Source organism: Pseudohalocynthiibacter sp. F2068, from assembly GCF_023015645.1.
GTDB classification, from domain to species: Bacteria; Pseudomonadota; Alphaproteobacteria; order Rhodobacterales; family Rhodobacteraceae; genus Pseudohalocynthiibacter; species Pseudohalocynthiibacter aestuariivivens.
Genome location: NZ_JALKAK010000026.1, coordinates 21,577 through 41,240, shown reverse-complemented (window position 1 = coordinate 41,240; position 19,664 = coordinate 21,577). Strand labels below are relative to the sequence as shown.

The window sequence follows — 19,664 nt, the reverse complement described above, 5'->3', positions numbered from 1 at the left end:
AATCTGACTGAGGAACATTTTGGTGCGCTCGTGTTGCGGATTGTCGAAAAACTCGATCGGGCCACTTTGCTCGACGATGTCGCCCTCATCCATAAATATCACCTGATCGGCGATGGTCCGCGCGAAGCCCATTTCATGGGTGACCACGATCATTGTCATACCCGTATCCGCCAGTTCGACCATCACATCCAGCACCTCTTTGATCATCTCGGGATCAAGAGCACTGGTTGGCTCGTCAAACAGCATGATCTTTGGGTTCATGCACAGGCTGCGGGCAATGGCGACCCGTTGTTGCTGTCCGCCAGAGAGTTGGCCGGGGTATTTGTCGGCCTGTTCGGGGATCTTTACCCGCTCCAGATAGGTCATTGCGGCTTCTATCGCGTCCGCCTTGCTCATCTTGCGGGTCCAGATCGGCCCCAATGTCAGGTTCTCAAGAATGCTCATATGCGGGAACAGGTTGAAGTTCTGAAACACCATGCCGACCTCGGTGCGAATATGGTCGAGGTTCTTCAGGTTTTTACCAAGTTTGATCCCGTCAACGATGATATCGCCTTCCTGGTGTTCTTCCAGCGCATTGATACAACGGATCAACGTTGATTTTCCCGACCCAGACGGGCCGCAAACGACGATCCGCTCACCTTGATGAACCGTCAGATCGATATCCTTTAGAACATGGAACGCGCCGTACCATTTGTTCATTTTCGCGATTTCGATGATGACCTCGGTCGAGGCGGCCGACGCAAGTTGAGCCTGAGTGAGTTCGATTGTCATGGGTTTCTCCTCGAAGGCTGGGTCAATGTTGATCCCCCGCCGAAAGTTTCACTTCCAGATGGCGGCTGTATTTCGACATCGAAAAGCACAGAACAAAGAACAGGAATGCGCCAAAGATCAGCGGCTCTTTGTGCAGGCCCAACCAGGGCATATCCTTGCTGATTGAACGCAGCATCCCAAGGATGTCGAACAGCCCAATGATCGACACCAGCGTAGTATCCTTCAACAGCCCGATAAAGCTGCCGACGATGTTCGGAATCATGTGTTTCAGCGCCTGAGGCATAATGATTAACCCGGTCGTGCGCCAATAGCCAAGCCCGATGGTATGGGCTGCCTCATACTGACCTTTTGGGATGGCCTGAAGCCCGGCACGCACGGTTTCGGCCATGTAGCAGGCATTGAAAAGAACAACGGCAATGATGACCTGCACTAGCTTGTTCAACACAAACCCTTCGGGCATGAACAGCGGAAACATGGTGGTCGCCATGAACAGCACGGTGATCAGCGGCACCGAGCGGAACACTTCGATAAATGCAACGCACAGAACCCGGACGACCGTCAGTTTGCTGCGACGGCCCAAAGCCAAAATGATACCACCGGGCAATGACGACGCGATGCCGATGCCCGCAATTACCATTGTCAGAAACAGCCCGCCCCATTTTGTCCAACTGACTTCCTCAGCCGTCCAGCTTGCTTGCCAGATAAACACCGCCGCGAAGACCGTAAGTGCGATTGCCAGCAACATATTGCGCTGGATCTTGTCCGGGGCAGTGGTTTTGCCCAGAACGCGCAGCAGATAATCCGGCAGGAATTCGCCCCGCAGCACACCGGTCAGCATATTCGCCGTATTTGCGATCAGCGCGACAATGGCACCGCTGACCATAATCTGCATGAACAGGCCCTTGTCGCCCCCCGAAAACAGATAACCCGCAAGGAAAGGATAGAACGCAACAACACCCGCCCCGATCAGGACCTTGCCTTTGACGCGGCCCATCCATAACGGGGCCATCCACAGCACCAGCATCAGCGCCCCAAAGTTGATCCGCCAAATCTGATCACGCGGGTAGCGGCCGTAAAAGATGTTGTCGAGCCAGTCGATAACGCCGGCCCAGCAGGCCCCGGTCAGGCTGTTGTCATAACATTCGCGCCGGTTCTGGGCTACAAAGGTCGCGTCGGTGAACCCCCAACTCCAGACCCCCGATACGGTGATGAAAACCAGATAACCGGTGACGACGGTCAGGATTGCGTTGAACCACGAGCTGAACAGGTTCTTGTGGATCCAGCCAATGGCGGAGCGTTCGCCAAGGGGTGCTGCGCGTTCAGGGGTTTTTGTGGCGTTGATTATAGCCATATCAGCGTTCCACCAACTGCACGCGTTTGTTGTAGATGTTCAGAAGACCGGAGATTGACAGGCTGATAAACATATAGAACGCCATGGTCATTCCGACCAATTCAACCGCATGTCCAATCTGGTTAAGCGTGGTTTGCATAAACAATGAGACGATGTCGGCATATCCAATGGCGATGGCCAGCGATGAGTTTTTGACCGTGTTCATCCATTGCGAAATCAAGGGCGGCACAATCGCAGGCATGGCTTGCGGGATGACAACCATCGCCATGATCCGGCTAGGTTTCAAACCGATGGAAAGTGCGGCCTCGTTCTGTCCCTTGTTGACTGACAAAATACCGGCCCGCACGGCCTCGGCGATCTGGGCCGCGTGGTAGATGCTGAGCGACACAAGCAGCGCCAGGAATGCCGGTGGCACGCTGGTTCCGCCTGCAAAATTAAAGCCTTGCAGCGTTGGCATATCCCAGCTGAGCGGCATGCCAGTCAGTACAAACACCGCACTTGGCACCAAGAGCACCAGTGCTAGGGATGGAAGTAGCGTTTTGGTTTGCTGGCCTGTGCGCTCTTGCAGTTTCCGCGCCTTGCGCCGCAGCAGGAACACCCCCACAAGGGCGGCACCAACCGCCAACAGGGTCATCCAGAACAGCCCGCCCATGATCGGTGTTGCCACATACAAGCCGCGGTTATTCAAAAGAAACATCTTGGCACCGAGCGAGATATCAATCGTCTTTTTGACCGCCGGTAACAGTGAAAACACCCCGATGTACCAAAACACGATCTGGATCAACAGCGGCGTGTTGCGGAAGATTTCGACAAATGCCAGCGCTACTTTTGACACCAGCCAGTTGTTTGACAGCCGCAGAACGCCGATGAAAAAGCCCAAGGCCGTGCTGACGATGATTGCCAGAAAAGAAACAAACAGGGTGTTCATCGCCCCAATCAGAAATATCAGGCCATAGGTGCCGACGCCGGGCGAATAGTCGATCAGTCTAAAATCAATATCAAACCCGGCCGAGCTTTTGATAAAGCCAAAGCCGGTGTTCATGCCGCGCACTTCAAGGTTATGGGCGGTGTTGGCGACCAGATACCACATCAGCCAGCCAAAAATCCCGGCGGTCAGAAGTGTCTGACTTGAGCGCGTGTGTTATTGACGGCTAAATGGGAGGTGTCACGATTTAGGTAATAAATGCGTTTGAATCGGGCGTGAGCCGAGAATACCTATACGATTGAAACGCGAATTTGGGTAGCCAAAGGAATTCCAACTCGCCTCAATTTCCCAACTCAGGCAATTCGTTAGACCACACAAAGATCGCACCACTTGGCAAGAGGGTGGCAAAATATTGGAACAAACCGTTCCACCAAAGCCACCGGCCTGGTGGCTGATGTCGATCCCGCGTTCGTGTCGCCGGTTTTCAGTGTTGTGTAACGATAGTGGGAAGCGGGCATAGAACGTCACCGCCAGAAGGGTTGCTTCAAGTGACGCTTTGCCGGAGTGAAATGTGCTGCATGTGCTCGTGCCCAAGGTTACGAAATCACTTGATCCGCCTGAAGCAAGTTTCTTCTGATAGCACTCCATAAATGGCTATGGACTTACAACAACGAACGACCGAGCATGGGTGTAGATGGGATCGTTCTGATCATGAAATTGAGAAACTGTGGTTTTATAGCTGATCCCCACTGAAGATGGAGGGACAACCTGAACTCAGGCCGATTTGTGCAGTAACGCCGTCCATATATGACATTTTATAATAAGCACCCGCTTTCAAAGGTAAATTAATGAAAAACATATCACCTTTCTCTTTGCCGGGGCGTTTCTGGCGCGGCAATCTCCATACACATTCGACACTTTCTGACGGAGCTTTACCCATAGAGAGTGTGGTCGAAGCATACAAGAATGCCGGCTATGATTTTCTCATGATGTCGGAGCATTTTGTTGAACAAATTAAATGGCCGATGGCTGATACGCGAAGTATGCGCTCAAACAGTTTTACAACAATACTCGGGGCTGAGTTGCACGCGCCTAAAACAAGCGTCGGGGAGCTATGGCACATACTTGCTGCCGGTCTCCCACTGGATTTTGAACCGTGCGGTGACGAGGAAACAGGCCCTGAAATTGCTCGTAGAGCAGTTGAAGCGGGTGCTTTTGTTGCTATCGCACATCCGGCATGGTCACAGTTCACAATGGAAGATGCGCGCAATATCAATGTGGCTCAAGCGGTGGAAATATACAATCATGGCAGTGCGGTTCAAACCGACCGGGGTGAAGGTTGATATTTGCTTGACCAAATGGCAAATGAAGGAAAACGCCTCACTGCTTATGCAGCTGATGATGCTCATTTTTCAAGTGGCCATGATGATGCTTTTGGCGGTTGGGTTCATGTGAAAGCGGAAAGCCTGGAACCTGACGATTTGCTCAATGCGCTCAAATTAGGAAACTACTACTCCAGCCAAGGCCCGCAAATCCATTCTCTGTCCATTTCCGAAGATCAGATCAATATTGAGTGCTCGCCCGTAGATTCTATTTCCGTTGTCGGCGGCACATCGCGTTCCGTTAAATCACACGGCAAATCCATTACCCGTGCAACGCTCAATCTTGCTGACCTTGACGTCGGTTGGCTGGTGCCGGATCGAAGCCCGTGGTTGCGCGTGACGATAATCGACGGAGCAGGCAAACGTGCTTGGACTAATCCCATATGGCAAGACGAACTTTAACGACGGCATTCAAAGAAGAAACTCTTGGATGCCATCTGGATTTTTTGCGTCAAGAGTTCCTGACACCCGATCATCGAATTTCTTCAGGGTTTAGAATGGGACGAGACAACGCGACATGAAACCTGGATTATCTACTGCTTCGGTGCCGAAGACACGCCTTACGTCTGTGCGGAGAACCGGGAGACCGGGGACGACATGGACATGATTGAAGGGCATGGCGTGAGGGGTGGGCGAGCAGTAGCAGGAGTCCTACAAAGCTTGGAGTGCAGTGGTTGCCTGAACATGAAGCGGGCATTGATTGCACCACACCCAAGGCGCTCTCGCGGGGCATTTTCTTTAACCTCTCTGGTTTGGGAAGACGAAGAAGTTCATGGCCAAGGATTGACGTAGATACAGTGAAAATTGCGGATACTTAGACACACTGAAGTGGCTGGCCACGTCGCCAGGGCAGGGCGAAATTTATGGTGTCAGCCGTTCAAGCATCTACCGGTGGCGCCAAAGCTAATTCAGTTACTTAATCCAACGAGATTTGTACGGGTTTCTGAGGCGAACATCTGAATTCTCGGATCTCCTGTTGAACGTAATTTGCCGCGTAAGTTCCATATTTCTTATTTTATTTCGCTTACCTAACAGAGAACCTCGAACAACGCAGCGGCACCCATGCCCCAACCGACGCACATGCTCACGACAGCCAGTTTCGCGTTGCGACGTTTCCCTTCCAGCAAAACATGCCCGGTCATACGCGCGCCGCTCATCCCATAGGGGTGACCGATAGAGATAGCGCCGCCGTTGACATTGAGCCGATCAGGATCGATTTCAAGTTTCTCACGACAATAGAGAAGCTGTGAAGCGAAAGCTTCGTTGATTTCCCAAAGGTCGATGTCCTGCACCTTAAGAGCGTGCCGTTCAAGTAAACGCGGGATCGCAAGAACTGGACCAATGCCCATCTCTTCGGGTGCGCATCCTGCAACAGCCATGCCTCTGAAGATACCCAAGGGTTCCAGATTGCGCTGGGCCGCTTCGTTGGACGACATGATAACGCAGGCCGACGCCCCGTCTGACATCTGGCTGGCGTTGCCCGCAGTAACACAGTGATCTTCGCCCATAACCGGAGCAAGCCCCTGCAAAGCTTCAAGGGTAGTGCCCGGTCGGTTGCACTCATCCGCGCTAAGCATCACGGGTTCTTCGCACGTTTCACCTGTGGCGTTATCCTTGACCGACTTCATTGTTTTGACGGGAATTATCTCATTGTCAAAGAGGCCAGTTGCTTGGGCTTTGGCCGTTCTTTGTTGGCTTGAAAGTGCATATTCGTCCTGCGCTTCGCGGCTGATATCATAGCGTTTCGCGACAACCTCGGCAGTTTCAAGCATGGGTATATAATAGTTATCTGCCACCGATCTGATTTTATATCGGTGCCCGTTCCATTTGTCGTTCTGAACCAGAGAAATGCTGTCCACACCTCCTGCAAGGGTAACATCGACACCTTCATGCATTACCTGATGTGCGGCGGTGGCGATGGCTGAAAGCCCGCTGGCGCACTGCCGGTCGATTGTTGCGGCAGCGATCGTATCAGGCAAGCCCGCAGCAAAAACCGCATGACGGGCTGCATTGATACCTGTGGTGCCTTGGGTCAGCGCACACCCCATGGTGAAATCTTCAATCTCACCCCCTTCCAGCCAAGCACGCGTCACCGCCGCGCGTATCGCATGCGCCGCCAAAACAGGCCCCTGAGTATTGTTGAAGGCTCCCCTATAGGCTTTGCCAAGAGGTGTTCGAGCGGTGGAAACGATGACAGCTTCGCGCATTTCAGACCCTTTCAGAGTTTTTCCAGACCGCACCAGTCGGCGATAAACAGCGCTGTTGTTTGGGTAATACGGCGCACGGATTCAAGATCGACGCGTTCATTGAAGCCATGAATTGATTCAGCCGCAGGTCCATAAACCAAGGAAGGGGTGTCTGCATAAAGCCCGAAGAACCGCCCATCGGTGGTGGCTGTGATCGGGGCCATATTCAAAGCGTTGCCTGTGACTAAGTGATGGGCATTTTCGAGTTTTGAGATAGCCTGACGCGCTGAGGCGACCTTGTGGTCCTTCAAGGCGTAACCTTCGGCGTGAAAACCATGATAAACAATCTCGGGCTTGTTGTTTCGCAGGAAAGAATGCCCCTGCGCAGCCTCTATCAGCACCTCTTCGATTTCGCGCTTAGCGTCGTCAATGCTTTGGCCAGGGAACAGGCCCATTCGAACGTCAAATACGCACCATGCCGGGACAGAGCTTGTCCAGTCGCCACCTTCAATCTTGCCAACATTCAAGTTCAGCGCATGTTCATGATTGCAATATTGGGCGTGCCTGAATTGCGGTTCATTCCAGCGTGCTTCCATTTTGTGAAGCGCATCAATCAGCGGAATCGCAGCCTCGATCGCGTTAGAACCACTTCCGGCGTAGGCAACGTGCACAGGAATGCCCTTGAGATGCACCTGAAACCAAAGGACCCCCAGTTGTGCACTGACGAGCTGTTCATCGAATGGTTCAGGGATAAGCGCGGCATCCGCTTTGTAGCCGCGCTGCAAGCACGCCAACGCACCGTTTCCGGTGCATTCTTCCTCGACAACCGACTGAAAATGCACATTAGCCGCCGGGACGTAACCGATTTCGCGCAGCGCATCCAATGCGAACAGATTGCTTGCCAGTCCGGCTTTCATGTCACCGGTACCACGACCATACATCCAACCATCGTCTACGCGGGGTGAGAAAGGTGGCGTGTCCCACATATCTAGCGGCCCTTCAGGAACCACGTCGATATGGCCGTTCAGGATAAGGCTTTTACCTTTATTGGTCGTACTTTTATGTGTGCCAACAACGTTCACCGCATCGTCATAGTTGCCGATGACCGGAGAAAAGCCGGGCAGGTGGCAAATATCTTCGACCTCTATATTCCAGCGGTCGACGTCATACCCTCGATTCCGCAGCTCATTTGCCATGAAATCCTGTGCGGATTGTTCGTTGCCGCGTGTTGACGGATGACTGCTGAGTTCAGAAAGAAACTCGATTTCGCTATCAAATAACGTATCAACCGCGTTCAGGATTGCGGATTTTTCTAAGGCTTCCATTGGTCTTTCCCGATTAGAACGTAGGCAGTGGAGCGCTTGGGATGGTGAGATCAGCACCGGTGGCGTTCACGACGTCCTCGACAGAAACACCCTCAGCGATCTCCTTTAGGATCAGGCCTTCCGAGGTGATGTCACAGACGGCCATGTCAGTGTAAATTCGATCCACACAGTTGATTGCGGTCAGGGGCAATGTGCAGCGCTCAAGTATTTTTGGGTTCCCGTGCTTGTCGGTATGGGTGGTGATCACACCCACTTTACGCGCCTTTTGCGCCAGTTCAATTGCACCGCCAACCCCCGCTGCAAAACGTCCTGGAATGATCCAATTCGCAAGATCCCCGTTGGCTGCCACTTCGAAGGCGCCCAGAAGTGTCAGGTCAAGCCGTCCGCTACGCACCAGTGCGAAAGAGACCGCGCTATCGAAATAGGAAGCCCCTGGAACTGGTGAAATATAAGCGCCACCCGCGTCAATCAGATTGCGGTCTGCCTTGTCTTTCGTCACAAGCGCACCAACACCGGCAATGCCGTTTTCAGAATGCAGGCAAACGGGCAAATCCTTGGAAACATAGGTCATCACCTGTGTCGGCAGTCCAATCCCCAGATTGACGGTCATGCCTGCCTCAATATCTTTCGCTGCGCGGCGCAGCATCCGTTCCTTAGCGTTCAACAATGCCATAGACCTCCGGCAGATCTGGTAAAGCCACGACGTGGTCGACAAAGGGGGCAGGGGTTTGCACATGCCCTGGATCTATCTTTCCAAGAGGCACCACCCTTTCCGCCTCGGCAATAGTGCAGCGGGCTGCCATGGCAATCAGCGGATTGAAATTCCTTGCTGTTGCGTTAAAGGTCAGGTTCCCAAATGGGTCAGCCGTATCCGCATGTACAAGCGCGAAGTCTGCTTTCAGGGCAGGTTCGAAAATTCCTTCTTTCCCTTCAAAAGTAACACGTTGTTTACCTTCGGCAAGAGGGGTACCCATCCCGATATCTGTCACAAATCCCATCAGACCGGCGCCCGCGACACGGATGCGTTCAGCCAAAATGCCCTGTGCAACGAATTCTACCTCTATCAGGCCTTCGTTCATTAGTCGCACGGCGTTGGGATTTAGCCCGATGTGGCTGGTGATAAGCTTTTTGACCTGTCCTGATTGCAGCAACCAGTCGACACCCATGCCAGCCTCGTTGCTATCATTCTTGATAATGGTCAAGTTTTTCTGGCCCTGTCTAACCAGTTCCTCAATCAGACAGAATGGTGAGCCGGGCACCCCAAAGCCACCGACCATGATACTGGCCCCATCCGGGATCAGGGTGATGACGCCTGCCATGTCGGTGGTTTTGTCGGGCATCGGCATCAGACATTCACCGGCAGGTTCATCTCGGCAGCCATCGAATCAAGGCTTTCGATTAGGGTTGCTGTGATTTCATCGATTTGAGGCCGGTTTATGATCAAAGGCGGGCAGACAAGAAAGTGGTCACCCTCAATCCCGCCACGTGTACGGCGTGAGTAGATGATCAAGCCGCGTTCATAAGCGAGATCGACCAGCCTGTTGTAAGCGTTAAGGCCCTTGGGCAAAGGCACCATGGTTTCGCGGTCAGAAACCAGCTCAAACGCAAGCAAAAGACCTTTGCCGCGTACATCCCCGATGAACGGATATCGATCCATTAGGGTGGTAAGCTCACTTTTCAGGATCTCACCCATAGCCGCTGCATTTGTGATCAGATCCAGTCTCTGAAGCTCTGTCAAAACGGCAGTCCCGGCAGCGCAGGCAAGCGGATTACCTGCGTAGGTAAAGCCGTGCAGGAAGCCACCCGCGTCCAGTACCGCATCAACAATGTCAGATTTTGCAACCATGGCACCAAGCGGTGAATATCCAGCGGCAAACCCCTTGGACAGGGCCACGATATCAGGTGTGATTCCCCAATGCTCTGAAGCCACAAATTTACCCGTGCGACCAGCGCCGGTCATAACCTCGTCGTAGATCAGCAAAATGCCAAATTCGTCGCAGATTTCGCGGATACGGCCGTAGTAGCTGTCGGGTGCCACCAAGGCCCCGGTAGAGGCGCCGCCAATGGGCTCCATGATAAAAGCCAACACAGTTTCCGGGCCCTGCGCAATGATTTCGTCCCGCAGCATCTCAGCGTATTTCAACCCGCGAGCTTCGTCATCCAGATTGTCTTGATCCAGATAGCACAGGGGCGCCGGAATCTTCGGCATCTCTCGCATCATAGGAGCAAAAGGCTTGGTAAGGGGGTCATACCCGGTTAGTGCGACGGCCCCCAATGTGCCCCCGTGGTACGACGGAAAGCGAGAGATTACTTTCCAGCGTTTATCATTGCCCTGTGTGATCGCATACTGACGCGCAAGCTTAACAGAACTTTCCACAGCTTCCGATCCGCCGGAAACAAAAAACACACGGTCCAACCCTTCGGGCATCAATTCAGCCGTCATCCGGGCAAGTTTTTCGGCAGGTTCGTTTTGAAAATGCAGACGGTAGCCAAATGAAGATTTATCCAACTGTTTCTTCATCGCCTCGATCACGCGGGGGTTGGAGTGGCCGATGTTGCTGACCATAGCCCCGCTTGACCCATCAAGGTAGCGCTTGCCCGATGTGTCCCAAAGGTAAATCCCTTCAGCACGATCCAGCATCGGACGCGCGAGGCGCGACTGATAGAACAAATTCGACGATCGTGTCATGTGCAGGTCTTTCACTTCAGTTCTGGCCTTGAAGGTGCTTTTTCAGAAAATCTTTTGTGCGGTCCTGGGTTGGATTGCGAAACACAACATCCGGAGAGCCTTCCTCGACAACATATCCTTGGTCCATGAATAGAACACGGTCACAGACATCCTGCGCAAAGCCCATTTCATGGGTCACGATGATCATCGTCATATGCTCTTCAGCAAGCTGTTTCATGACGAGGTTAACCTCTTCCACCAATTCGGGGTCGAGCGCGGACGTTGCCTCATCAAACAGCATCACTTTGGGTTTCATCGCGAGCGCGCGGGCAATGGCGACGCGTTGTTTCTGGCCACCCGAAAGCTGGCTGGGGTAGTAGTCAATCCTCTCCAGCATGCCGACGCGTTTCAGTTGCTCTTCAGCAAGTTCATTAACCTCTTTGTCGGAGAGACCTTTGAGCATCTTGGGCGCAAGCGTGATATTGCCGCGAACCGTTAAATGCGGAAATAGGTTGAAGTGCTGGAACACCATGCCGATGTCTTGCCGAACCTGATTTACATGCTTTTCATATTGCCTAAATGGAAGGTCCTTGTTGATCTGCACCCCGTCAAGCCACACCTCACCCGAGGTCAACGGGTCAAGCTCATTTATCGCGCGCAGCAACGTAGATTTCCCTGAACCGCTAGGGCCAATAATGGCAACGATCTGGCCTTTTTCCACAGTCAGATTAATGTCTTTGAGTACTTCGAGAGCACCGAAGCTTTTTGCTGCGTTCCGGATTTCTATAAATGGGGCATCTGACATGATCTGTCTCCTTGCTCGGGCCTAGCGTGACAACTGGATGTGGCGTTCGATCCGCCGCAAACCAGCTTCTAAAGCCAGGTTGATGAAGTAGTAACAAACCGCAGCCGTTACATAGAACTCGAAGGGCCGGAATGTACGCCCGATGGCCTGTTGCGCTGCAAGCGTTAGTTCAGCGACACCGATGACAGACACGAGGGCTGAATCCTTCAGCAATGCGATCATGTTGTTTCCGATTGGCGGAATGACCGCGCGCACAGCTTGCGGAATAACGACCTTGCGCAGAGCCTGACCGCGACTCAGGCCCAGTGTTCTTGCAGCTTCATTCTGGCCCTTGTCGACGGCCAGAATGCTGGCTTGTATTAATTCTGAATTGTAGACGGCAAAATGCAGGCCCAACCCGACGACCCCAGCCACAAAGGCAGGCAAGTCGATCCCGATCTGTATGAGGCCAAAATAAATCAGGAAGAGTTGAAGAAGCAGCGGTGTGCCCATGAACAACCAGGCGAACAACCGAAAGGGCAGGCGGACCAGCAAAGGACCATAGAGCGCAACAACTGCAAAAACGATCCCACCGAAAAAGCTAAGCAAGCCAGCAGCTATTGTTATAGCAACTGTCCATCCGACGCCGATGAAAATGACGTCGAAAAATTTTGGCACAACTGTAAAATCAAGCCCCATAGTGGTAGCTCCCGCTGTGGTTCAGAATAATCATGTGATCTGCACTTTCCGGTCGAGCCAGGCAATTCCGCGACCCGTTACATAAATAATGATCATGTAGAGTGCGCCCGAGATCAGAAACATCTCGAACGGTTTGTAGGTGGAGCCGATATAGCGTTGAGCGGTGTAGGTAAGCTCGATCACTGAAATTGCGGCGACCAGTGCAGTGCCCTTTATCAAAGCGTTAATGTTCACACCCAGCGGGCGAACCATCAGGCGCGCGGCCTGGGGTATTATGACATTGCGCATCGTTTGCCAGCGGCTCATGCCCAGCGTGCGTGCGGCTTCCATCTGGCCTTTGTCAACCGAGATGATCGCACCACGTATAGTCTCGGTCATATACGCACCGATGTTCACGCTCAGGCCAATCACGCCAGCTGAAAAAGCATCCAGCTGTATGCCGATCTGTGGCCCTCCGAAGTAGAGGATGAAAATTTGGATAAGCGCAGGCGTTCCCCGGATGATGCTGACATATGTTGCCCCGATCGCACGGAAGAAACGAAGGCGCGACAATCGCGCCGCCGCACCAAGCGAACCACAGATCAAACCCAGTATGGCAGTCAGAATGGAGAGCTGGACAGTCACCAAAGCCGCTTCAAGAAAGAAGGGAAAAACTCTCATCATGAGATCAAAATCCATTTTTCTCTCTTTCCATCCTAATGGTGGTCTTCACGTGCCAATATTGGCAACGCACGAATTTCGCGAACGAGCGCAGTGGTTTCTTCGATCGCTGCCTGAAGAAACTTAGCCCCGGTTTCCGGATCAGCGACGGTCGGATCACCCATCGTTCCATCGGGTGACGCTTCTGACCACCAGCGCATCAACATGGCCTTGCCGCCACCTTTGGCTAGATCCAGATTGAAAAACTTGCTGCTGGGGTTGTGCTTGTTTTGATTTGTCGATTTTTCAATATGCACAAACTCGGGCTGCAGATGCATGTACATAGCAGCTTCAAATTCACCAGCATGCGCGATGCCACCAATCTCGGACATTCGATGTTCGTTTATCCGGTCGGCGCATAAATTCCAGTAGGAAGCGGAGACACAGATGATTTCATTCGCAATCACGGTTTTGCGCGCCGCAAGATCAAGTACCGGATGATTTGAGCCGTGCGAGTTTAGAAGAAGGATGCGGCGAAATCCGTGATGCGCCAGCGATGCGGTTATGTCGGTTACAAATGCGATCAGCGTTTCAGGCTGAATCCATATGACACCGGGGAAATCCTTGTGATGCTCGTTGAACCCGTAGGCAATCGGGGGCATGACGAAGACTTCATCAGGGGCCATCTTGGCAACGCCATTCGCCACGGCCATTCCTAGCACTGTGTCTGTATCGAGCGGCATATGGGGACCATGGTCTTCGGTCGCTGACACATTCAGGATAACCACGCGATCTTTGTCTGCGTCGCGCACCTCTTCCCATGTCAGTTTGCCGTATTCGGGTGTCATCTTGGGGTTTCCTAGCCAAACGTGTCTGCCGAAGTTATCCGGCAGACACAAAGTTGATGAGGTCAGCGAATGTCGCCGCCGACCCATTTATTGGCAATTTCAAGGTATGTGCCGTCATCCATCATTGAATCGAGGGCTGCTTGCATAGCCGCAGCCAGCTCGGGGTTGCCTTCGCGGATAGCAATGCCCGCGCCGATAACTTCGGTTTCAAGGTCAGGTATCATGACAAAGTCATAACCGACTTCTTTCATCGCCAGAATTGCAGCGATCGAGTCGTTCACGATGGCGTCCACACGACCGTTGTCGAGTTCGAGCAGCAGTTCGGGTAATCCTTTGTACGTGCGGATTGTATATCCCAGGTCACGCGCCCATTCTTCGTGCGTTTCACCCAGCGTGACGCCAAGTGTCGCATCACCCAATTGCGAAACACTGGTTATGTCAGATCCAGCTTTTGTGAAAATGGCGCGCTTTGTTGTGTAATAAGGGCCAACAAAATCAACGACTTCGTCACGTTCTGCAGTGATCGACATGGAACCGACGATGGCGTCATACTTATTCGCAAGCAAACCACCGATGATGCCATCCCAGGCCGTTGTGACAATCTCGACCTCAATGCCCATGCGCTTGCCAATTTCCGCACCGATTGACGGGTCAAACCCGACGACTTCATTTTGCTCGTTAACGAAGTTGAACGGAGGGTAAGCGCCGCTCATTGCTATACGCATAACACCAGCTTCTTTGATGGCATCCAACTCATCCGCAAAAGCAGTCGAAGCAGAGCCTGCGATTGCAACTGTAAGGGACCCGGCCACAGCCACCGCCCTGAAGATATTTCTAAACGCATTCATGTCGCGTCCTTTCCTGTCAGTGTTTCCGTGAGCGGGCCGCGTGAACAGAAGCGGCTCTCGTTTTCGCTCTCATAAATCTGTTGCATGCCGGCTCTACATAATGCAAACAAATACTATCTATTTAGTACATTGATGAGATTAATAATGAAACCCTACGAGCAGAGGTTCCCTTGGAATCTGGATTGGAATTTGCTTCGCACATTCATGGTGGTTGTGGACCGAAGGGGCATCACCCGCGCAGCCGATTTTCTGGGCGTTACTCAACCCACAATAAGCAGCGCTTTGAAACGATTGGAAGACACGGTGGGCAAGCGTTTGGTCGACCGTCGTCCGAGTCATTTTGCTGTCACTGAGGCAGGACAGATCCTTTATCGTGAATGCAGCACCATGTTTGGGTCGGTGTCACAAATTCCGAGTTTAATGACGGAAGCAGAGAGCCGGATAAGTGGTCACATAAGTATTGTGATGACCAGCCATGTGGTGTCACCGCATTTCGACGAAACGCTTGAACGTTTCAATGAAGTCCACCCTGATGCTACATATTCCATTTCGGTTGCAGAAAGCCTGGAGGTACTTAACCGCCTTCGACAAAACCGGGCAACTATGGGCTTGTGTCTGATGAGAGAGCCAGACCCCGCACTGAAAGCCAGTGTCCTGTTTCGCGAATACTTTGGACTATACTGTGGGCCGCACCATCGACTATTTGGGAAAGAGCGGATCAAGATTTCCGAGTTGCAGGGTGAAAGTTCCGTTTCATTTCAAACCGATGTGGAAAGTGGTCCGCTCTATTCAGTTACGCAACTCAGAGAGATGGCTTTGCTGAAGCCCGATCTCAAGGGAATTTCAGCAAACTTACCCGAGGTACGTCGCATGATTATAGCCGGGATTGGAGTGGGTGCTTTGCCCGTGCATGTTGCACAAAAAGACGTCGATCTTGGCCAGTTGTGGCAATTGCCACCATACTCGAACTTACCAGCGGTTGATCTTTACTTTTTGACGAACCCAATGCGAAGTATGAACCCGGCAGAAATGGCGTTGGTTGCATCGATCAACCTATTGCTGAAAGAAGTGCCGATGGCCAAACGCATTTACGACTGAAATCTGGAAATAAGATTTACTGATCAACAAGTAGAACGCTTTTCTCCATTCAGAAATTAATAAACAGCTTCGTAAGCGGCACATCTATCTTCTTCGTTCATCCCGTCGAGGACCGATAATTCACCTCTTTTGTGGGCGATGTACACCGCCGCGAAGTTTTTTGGGAACCAGTTGCAAACAGTTTTGTTGTTCTCAAATCGCTGCAATGCTTCTTCCAAAGACTGGGGCAAGCGGACGTATCCGCGTTGCTCCAATTCCTCGGTTGTTAGAAGTGAGAGGTCTTCTTCAGTCACAGCCGGGGCAGGTAGCGCGTCTTCAATCCCTTGCGCACCGGCATGAAGAATTGACGACAGGGCCAAATAAGGGGATGCTGCCGCATCTGCAGCCCGGTACTCGAAGTTGTATTGACGCGCGATACTTTTCGGATCGGTCCCCGTGACTGGGCAGATGCGCACGGATGCTTCCCGATCTCGGAAACCGAGATTGTTGAACGCCGCGCTCCAACGATGCGGGGTTAGGCGTAGATAGGAGACATCAGAGGGCGCTGTCAATGCAATGATGCTATCAAGATATTTAAGAACTCCGGCTATGAAAGAGGCAGTGACTGGCGACATTCCAGCAGGCCCGTCGCCGGCGTAGGTGGCTGGTTCGCCGCTCTGATCCAGAAAACTCATGTGGATATGCACGCCGTTACCGACACCAGCAGGATCGCGGATTGGGGTGAAGGTCACTTCCTCTCCCAGACGTTTTGCGGTCATGCGGGTCAGTTCCCGTAAAATCACAGCCGCGTCAGCAGAACGAACACCCTGATCGGGACCGTTGGTGACTTCGTACTGGTTGGCACCGTATTCTTTCATGAAAGTATCTGGCTCAAGCCCACAAAATTCGAGTGCTGACATCAGCGCTTCGCCAAAGACGCGGCGATCGCTGAACCCAGCTAAAGAGTAAGCTTCACCTCGGTTTGATGTTGGGCCTTTGAATTGAAACTCATGCTCAAAAGCTGAAACGAGGCTGATACCGCCCACTGCTTTCAACCGCTCCAGAGCACCTTTCAGAATTGAACGCGTGCAGCATTCCCACGGATTGCCTTCAAGATCCGTGATGTCACCCAGCATAAGGCGCTCTGTTGGGCCGCCATCCTGAAAATCCACCTCGACATTTGTGCCGGAGTCGGGGATCAGCAACAAATCTCCCAAAGCTCCAAATGGGCCGTCAGCGATGGCATCAAAGCAGGTGATCATAACGTTTGTTGGGGTCCAACCAACACCTTTTCGCAACCGTTTTTCAAGATCAGCAACAGGAAAGGCTTTGCCGCGCGTTTTTCCGGCAAGGTCAGAAGTAGCAGCAAAAATCAGCGGGTTATTGATCATCGGTCGGTTCTCCAAAGTCCAGTCTCATCGAATCCCATGCTTCGATACGGGTTTTTGTCTTGCTCCAACTCGCTTCCGCGATTCGGGTCACTATCGCCTCAATCAGTGCCATCGCGCCAGCATAACTGTCCCACAGAGTGCCGCTGTCAATCGGAACAGCCAGTACCTCGGACGCGTGTTTGGAAACCGGTGAAAGCCATTTGTCGGTCATCAGGACAATTTGCACATTGCGCGTGTTTGCTGCCTTTTCCGAAAGTGCGTGAAGACTGCGTTGGTAGCGGCGGAAATCTGCGACAACCAGCACGTCTTTTGGCCGCATCCTCAGCAGGTATTCAGGCCAGACTTCTGGATCAGATGGCAGGTGATATACTTTACTTCTGACTTGTCGCAGATGGCGCGACAAATAAAGGCCAAGTGCGTCGCTCATCCGTCCACCAACGACGTAAATGTTGCGCGTTTCGTCCGACAGCAAGCTGCAAATCCGTTCGAACTGGGCTTCGGATACAGCATTGGAGGTTTCCTGAAGCAATGCATTCGCGCGCCCGAGAAAGCTCGCCAGAAATGCACCCTGAACTGGTTTGCTGGTTTTTTGCAGATCAACCGGAGAACGCTGCCCCTCTTTCAATTCGCTGATCAAGTGGCGCTGGAAGTCCAGATACCCGTTGAATCCAAGTTTGGTCACAAAGCGTGACACTGTTGGAGGGGATGTTTTGGTCATCTCGGCAAGGGATTGAATCGGTTCGAGTCCGGCAAAAGGATAGTCTGACAGCAATGCGGTGCACAGCTTGCGTTCTGTCACGGTCAGCTCTTCAGAGAGTTCTTCAATTCGATCTCGAACTTGCATCATGACTCCTTTTATGTACCAAAAAGCATTTTGGAAATAAATTGTCAAATTTATAAAAAATCTTGACTATGAAAAAATATAGTCAAAACTGAAAGGGTAAAATTTCTGGGATTCGTTATGCTAACTTCACCGCGCCAGCACATAATTTCTTCTGTTCTTGCGATTGTGATTGCTATCGTTCTCGCTTCGCTGTTGGCAAGTGCGCTCGGCGCGGCAAGCGAGCGGATACTGACCGTGTTTTTCATCTCACTGATCGCTGTGGTCGGAATGGGGGTCTATAGTGGTAATAGCGGCATTCTGAGTTTTGGGCATCTGTCCTTTATGGGGATCGGGGCCTATACAGCATCGCTTCTTACCTTGCCGGCCAATCTCAAAGTGGCGACCCTGCCTAAGTTGCCAGACTGGCTTGCAACGACAGAGATTGGCTTGTTCCCGGCCTCAGTCATCGCAATCATGCTTACAGTTTTTGTGGCTTTGCTGATTGGTATCGCTCTTGGAAAGCTTGAAGGGTCCGCCGCCACAATATCGACGCTTGGGTTGTTGATCATTATACATGGTGTGTTGATCGGATGGCGTGATGTTACGCGCGGGTCACAAACGTTTTTCGGAATCCCTCGTGAAACCACACTCTGGTCAGCAGCTATCGGGTGCATGTTTGCGCTGATCATTGCGCGGCTCTATCGGGATTCCGTCTCAGGTTTGCGTCTTCGTGCTGGCCGGGAGAATGCAATTGCCGCAAGTGCGGTCGGCGTTCGTATACGGCGAGAACGCCTTGTGTCCTGGGTGCTGAGCGCGGCCCTGATGGCATTGTCTGGCGCTCTCATTGCGCATTTTCTTGGCGCGATCAGCCCTAAGAAGTTCTTTTTCACAGATACATTCCTACTGCTTGCAATGTTGATTGTCGGTGGAATGAGCACGGTTACAGGTGCCGTAACAGGGGCCGTCGCGATAACAGTTGTGACAGAGGTTTTGCGCCGTTTTGAAGGTGGGTTTTCACTCGCTGGTTTTGAGATGCCTGCAGTCTTTGGAACGACGCAGATCGGCATCGGGGCAATTATTTTATTTGCCATGTTTCGCAAGCCTGAAGGCCTTGCTGGTTTGAAAGAATGGGAAGAAAGAGTTTTTTCCCGCCCACATGCCGTCAAAGTCACTGCATCTACTGAACAGCCTACAAAAGACACGCAGCCTTTGATTGCCAAAGGAATGACCATGCGATTTGGCGGTTTGACCGCCGTAAACGATGTATCAATCTCATTGCGGCCGGGCGAGATTATGGGACTTATCGGGCCGAACGGTTCCGGCAAAACAACCTTGATGAACATGTTGTCCGGTGTTTTAGAGCCTTCGAGTGGAAAGTTTCACCGGGGCAAGGAATTGTTGTCTGGGTTGGTGTCATACGAAATTGCGGATCGGGGTATCGCGCGCACCTTTCAGAACATTCGTTTGTTTCCAAATCTTACCGTACATCAGAATGTACTGGTTGCAGCGTTGTCAACTAAAGGCGGTGTAAATGCCGCCGCTCGTGCGGATGCTGCGCTTGAACGAATGGGTGTCATCGGACATGCGCATGATGACGCCGGGACGTTGTCTTACGGAGATCAGCGCCGCGTAGAAATCGCGCGTGCGCTCGCTTGTCTGCCGTCGCTTCTGTTCCTCGATGAACCTGCAGCGGGAATGAACTGGGAAGAAACGGACAGCCTCATGGAAACGCTGCGGATGCTAGCGAAAGAGTTGGGGATCGGGGTTCTGTTGGTCGACCATGATCTTAAGCTGATCAACCAGTTATGTGACCGCATCGCGGTTTTGAACGAAGGGCACCTGATAGCCGAAGGTTCACCGTCAGAAATTCGCAACAACCCCGCCGTAATCGAGGCCTATCTGGGCCCAAACAAAGACTGACTGTCACTACAACAGATGGAGAAAACC

General features: G+C 52.3%; 19 protein-coding genes and 1 pseudogene. 4 read left to right on the top strand and 16 right to left on the bottom strand.

The genetic code is table 11. The annotated features are described in order from the left end of the window. From MWU63_RS19665 to MWU63_RS19650, 4 genes and pseudogenes are all read right to left on the bottom strand, one after another. Positions 1-771: amino acid ABC transporter ATP-binding protein (locus MWU63_RS19665; RefSeq protein ID WP_246531880.1), on the bottom strand; the 771-nt coding region annotated here is incomplete at its 3' end. Between the two features lie 22 nt (positions 772-793). Further along, on the bottom strand, positions 794-2,122 hold the full coding sequence (locus MWU63_RS19660) for an amino acid ABC transporter permease (RefSeq protein WP_213891543.1): 1,329 nt from the start codon (positions 2,120-2,122) through the stop codon (positions 794-796). Between the two features lies 1 nt (position 2,123). After that, a complete protein-coding gene (locus tag MWU63_RS19655) occupies positions 2,124-3,212 on the bottom strand; it encodes an ABC transporter permease subunit (protein WP_247079665.1) in 1,089 nt (362 codons plus the stop codon). A 279-nt stretch (positions 3,213-3,491) separates the two neighbouring features. Then, positions 3,492-3,641 (bottom strand): annotated as a pseudogene (locus MWU63_RS19650) (IS6 family transposase); the annotation flags it as partial. A 254-nt stretch (positions 3,642-3,895) separates the two neighbouring features. On the opposite strand from MWU63_RS19650, the gene MWU63_RS20515 reads away from it, so the two are divergent. Together MWU63_RS20515 and MWU63_RS20510 are read left to right on the top strand one after the other, a co-directional pair. After that, a complete protein-coding gene (locus MWU63_RS20515; protein ID WP_343229482.1) occupies positions 3,896-4,390 on the top strand; it encodes a hypothetical protein in 495 nt (164 codons plus the stop codon). A gap of 15 nt (positions 4,391-4,405) precedes the next feature. Beyond that, positions 4,406-4,831 carry a hypothetical protein gene (locus MWU63_RS20510; RefSeq protein ID WP_348646258.1) on the top strand — a complete coding sequence of 142 codons (426 nt, stop codon included), beginning with the start codon at positions 4,406-4,408 and terminating at the stop codon, positions 4,829-4,831. 626 nt (positions 4,832-5,457) lie between these two features. Here MWU63_RS20510 and MWU63_RS19640 read toward each other — a convergent pair. The 10 genes from MWU63_RS19640 to MWU63_RS19595 all read right to left on the bottom strand — a co-directional run bounded on the left by MWU63_RS19640 (position 5,458) and on the right by MWU63_RS19595 (position 14,426). Next, positions 5,458-6,636, bottom strand: coding sequence for an acetyl-CoA C-acyltransferase (locus MWU63_RS19640; RefSeq protein WP_213890964.1), 1,179 nt, complete (start codon positions 6,634-6,636; stop codon positions 5,458-5,460). 11 nt (positions 6,637-6,647) lie between these two features. Beyond that, positions 6,648-7,940 (bottom strand): ArgE/DapE family deacylase, encoded by a 1,293-nt coding sequence (locus MWU63_RS19635; protein WP_213890966.1) that lies wholly within the window; start codon positions 7,938-7,940, stop codon positions 6,648-6,650. Between the two features lie 13 nt (positions 7,941-7,953). Then, positions 7,954-8,613: a 3-oxoacid CoA-transferase subunit B gene (locus MWU63_RS19630; protein WP_213890968.1), complete on the bottom strand. Its 660-nt coding sequence runs from the start codon at positions 8,611-8,613 to the stop codon at positions 7,954-7,956. Continuing rightward, entirely contained in the window at positions 8,594-9,286 is a 693-nt protein-coding gene (locus tag MWU63_RS19625; protein WP_213890970.1) for a CoA transferase subunit A, read from the bottom strand. The genes MWU63_RS19630 and MWU63_RS19625 overlap by 20 nt, the downstream gene beginning before the upstream one ends. Beyond that, entirely contained in the window at positions 9,286-10,629 is a 1,344-nt protein-coding gene (locus MWU63_RS19620) for an aspartate aminotransferase family protein (RefSeq protein ID WP_213890972.1), read from the bottom strand. The genes MWU63_RS19625 and MWU63_RS19620 overlap by 1 nt, the downstream gene beginning before the upstream one ends. A 16-nt stretch (positions 10,630-10,645) precedes the next feature. Then, a complete protein-coding gene (locus MWU63_RS19615; protein WP_213890974.1) occupies positions 10,646-11,413 on the bottom strand; it encodes an amino acid ABC transporter ATP-binding protein in 768 nt (255 codons plus the stop codon). Between the two features lie 21 nt (positions 11,414-11,434). Further along, on the bottom strand, positions 11,435-12,091 hold the full coding sequence (locus tag MWU63_RS19610; protein ID WP_213890976.1) for an amino acid ABC transporter permease: 657 nt from the start codon (positions 12,089-12,091) through the stop codon (positions 11,435-11,437). A gap of 30 nt (positions 12,092-12,121) precedes the next feature. After that, a complete protein-coding gene (locus tag MWU63_RS19605; RefSeq protein ID WP_213890978.1) occupies positions 12,122-12,769 on the bottom strand; it encodes an amino acid ABC transporter permease in 648 nt (215 codons plus the stop codon). 17 nt (positions 12,770-12,786) lie between these two features. Next, positions 12,787-13,578, bottom strand: a complete 792-nt coding sequence (locus tag MWU63_RS19600) for a creatininase family protein (protein WP_213890980.1) — start codon at positions 13,576-13,578, stop codon at positions 12,787-12,789. Between the two features lie 62 nt (positions 13,579-13,640). Then, positions 13,641-14,426, bottom strand: a complete 786-nt coding sequence (locus MWU63_RS19595; protein ID WP_213890981.1) for a transporter substrate-binding domain-containing protein — start codon at positions 14,424-14,426, stop codon at positions 13,641-13,643. Between the two features lie 144 nt (positions 14,427-14,570). On the opposite strand from MWU63_RS19595, the gene MWU63_RS19590 reads away from it, so the two are divergent. Beyond that, positions 14,571-15,524 (top strand): LysR family transcriptional regulator, encoded by a 954-nt coding sequence (locus MWU63_RS19590; protein ID WP_246531841.1) that lies wholly within the window; start codon positions 14,571-14,573, stop codon positions 15,522-15,524. A gap of 56 nt (positions 15,525-15,580) precedes the next feature. On the opposite strand, the gene MWU63_RS19585 is transcribed toward MWU63_RS19590, so the two are convergent. Beyond that, the gene (locus tag MWU63_RS19585) at positions 15,581-16,894 is read right to left on the bottom strand and encodes a glutamine synthetase family protein (protein ID WP_213890983.1); all 1,314 of its coding nucleotides are present in this window, start codon (positions 16,892-16,894) and stop codon (positions 15,581-15,583) included. Beyond that, complete coding sequence (locus MWU63_RS19580) at positions 16,884-17,741, bottom strand: MurR/RpiR family transcriptional regulator (RefSeq protein WP_348646257.1); 858 nt, start codon at positions 17,739-17,741, stop codon at positions 16,884-16,886. Before MWU63_RS19580 ends, MWU63_RS19585 begins: the two co-directional genes overlap by 11 nt. 114 nt (positions 17,742-17,855) lie before the next feature. Here MWU63_RS19580 and MWU63_RS19575 point away from each other — a divergent pair, with 114 nt between their 5' ends. Then, positions 17,856-19,637 carry a branched-chain amino acid ABC transporter ATP-binding protein/permease gene (locus MWU63_RS19575; protein WP_213890985.1) on the top strand — a complete coding sequence of 594 codons (1,782 nt, stop codon included), beginning with the start codon at positions 17,856-17,858 and terminating at the stop codon, positions 19,635-19,637. The last annotated feature ends 27 nt before the right edge of the window (positions 19,638-19,664 follow it).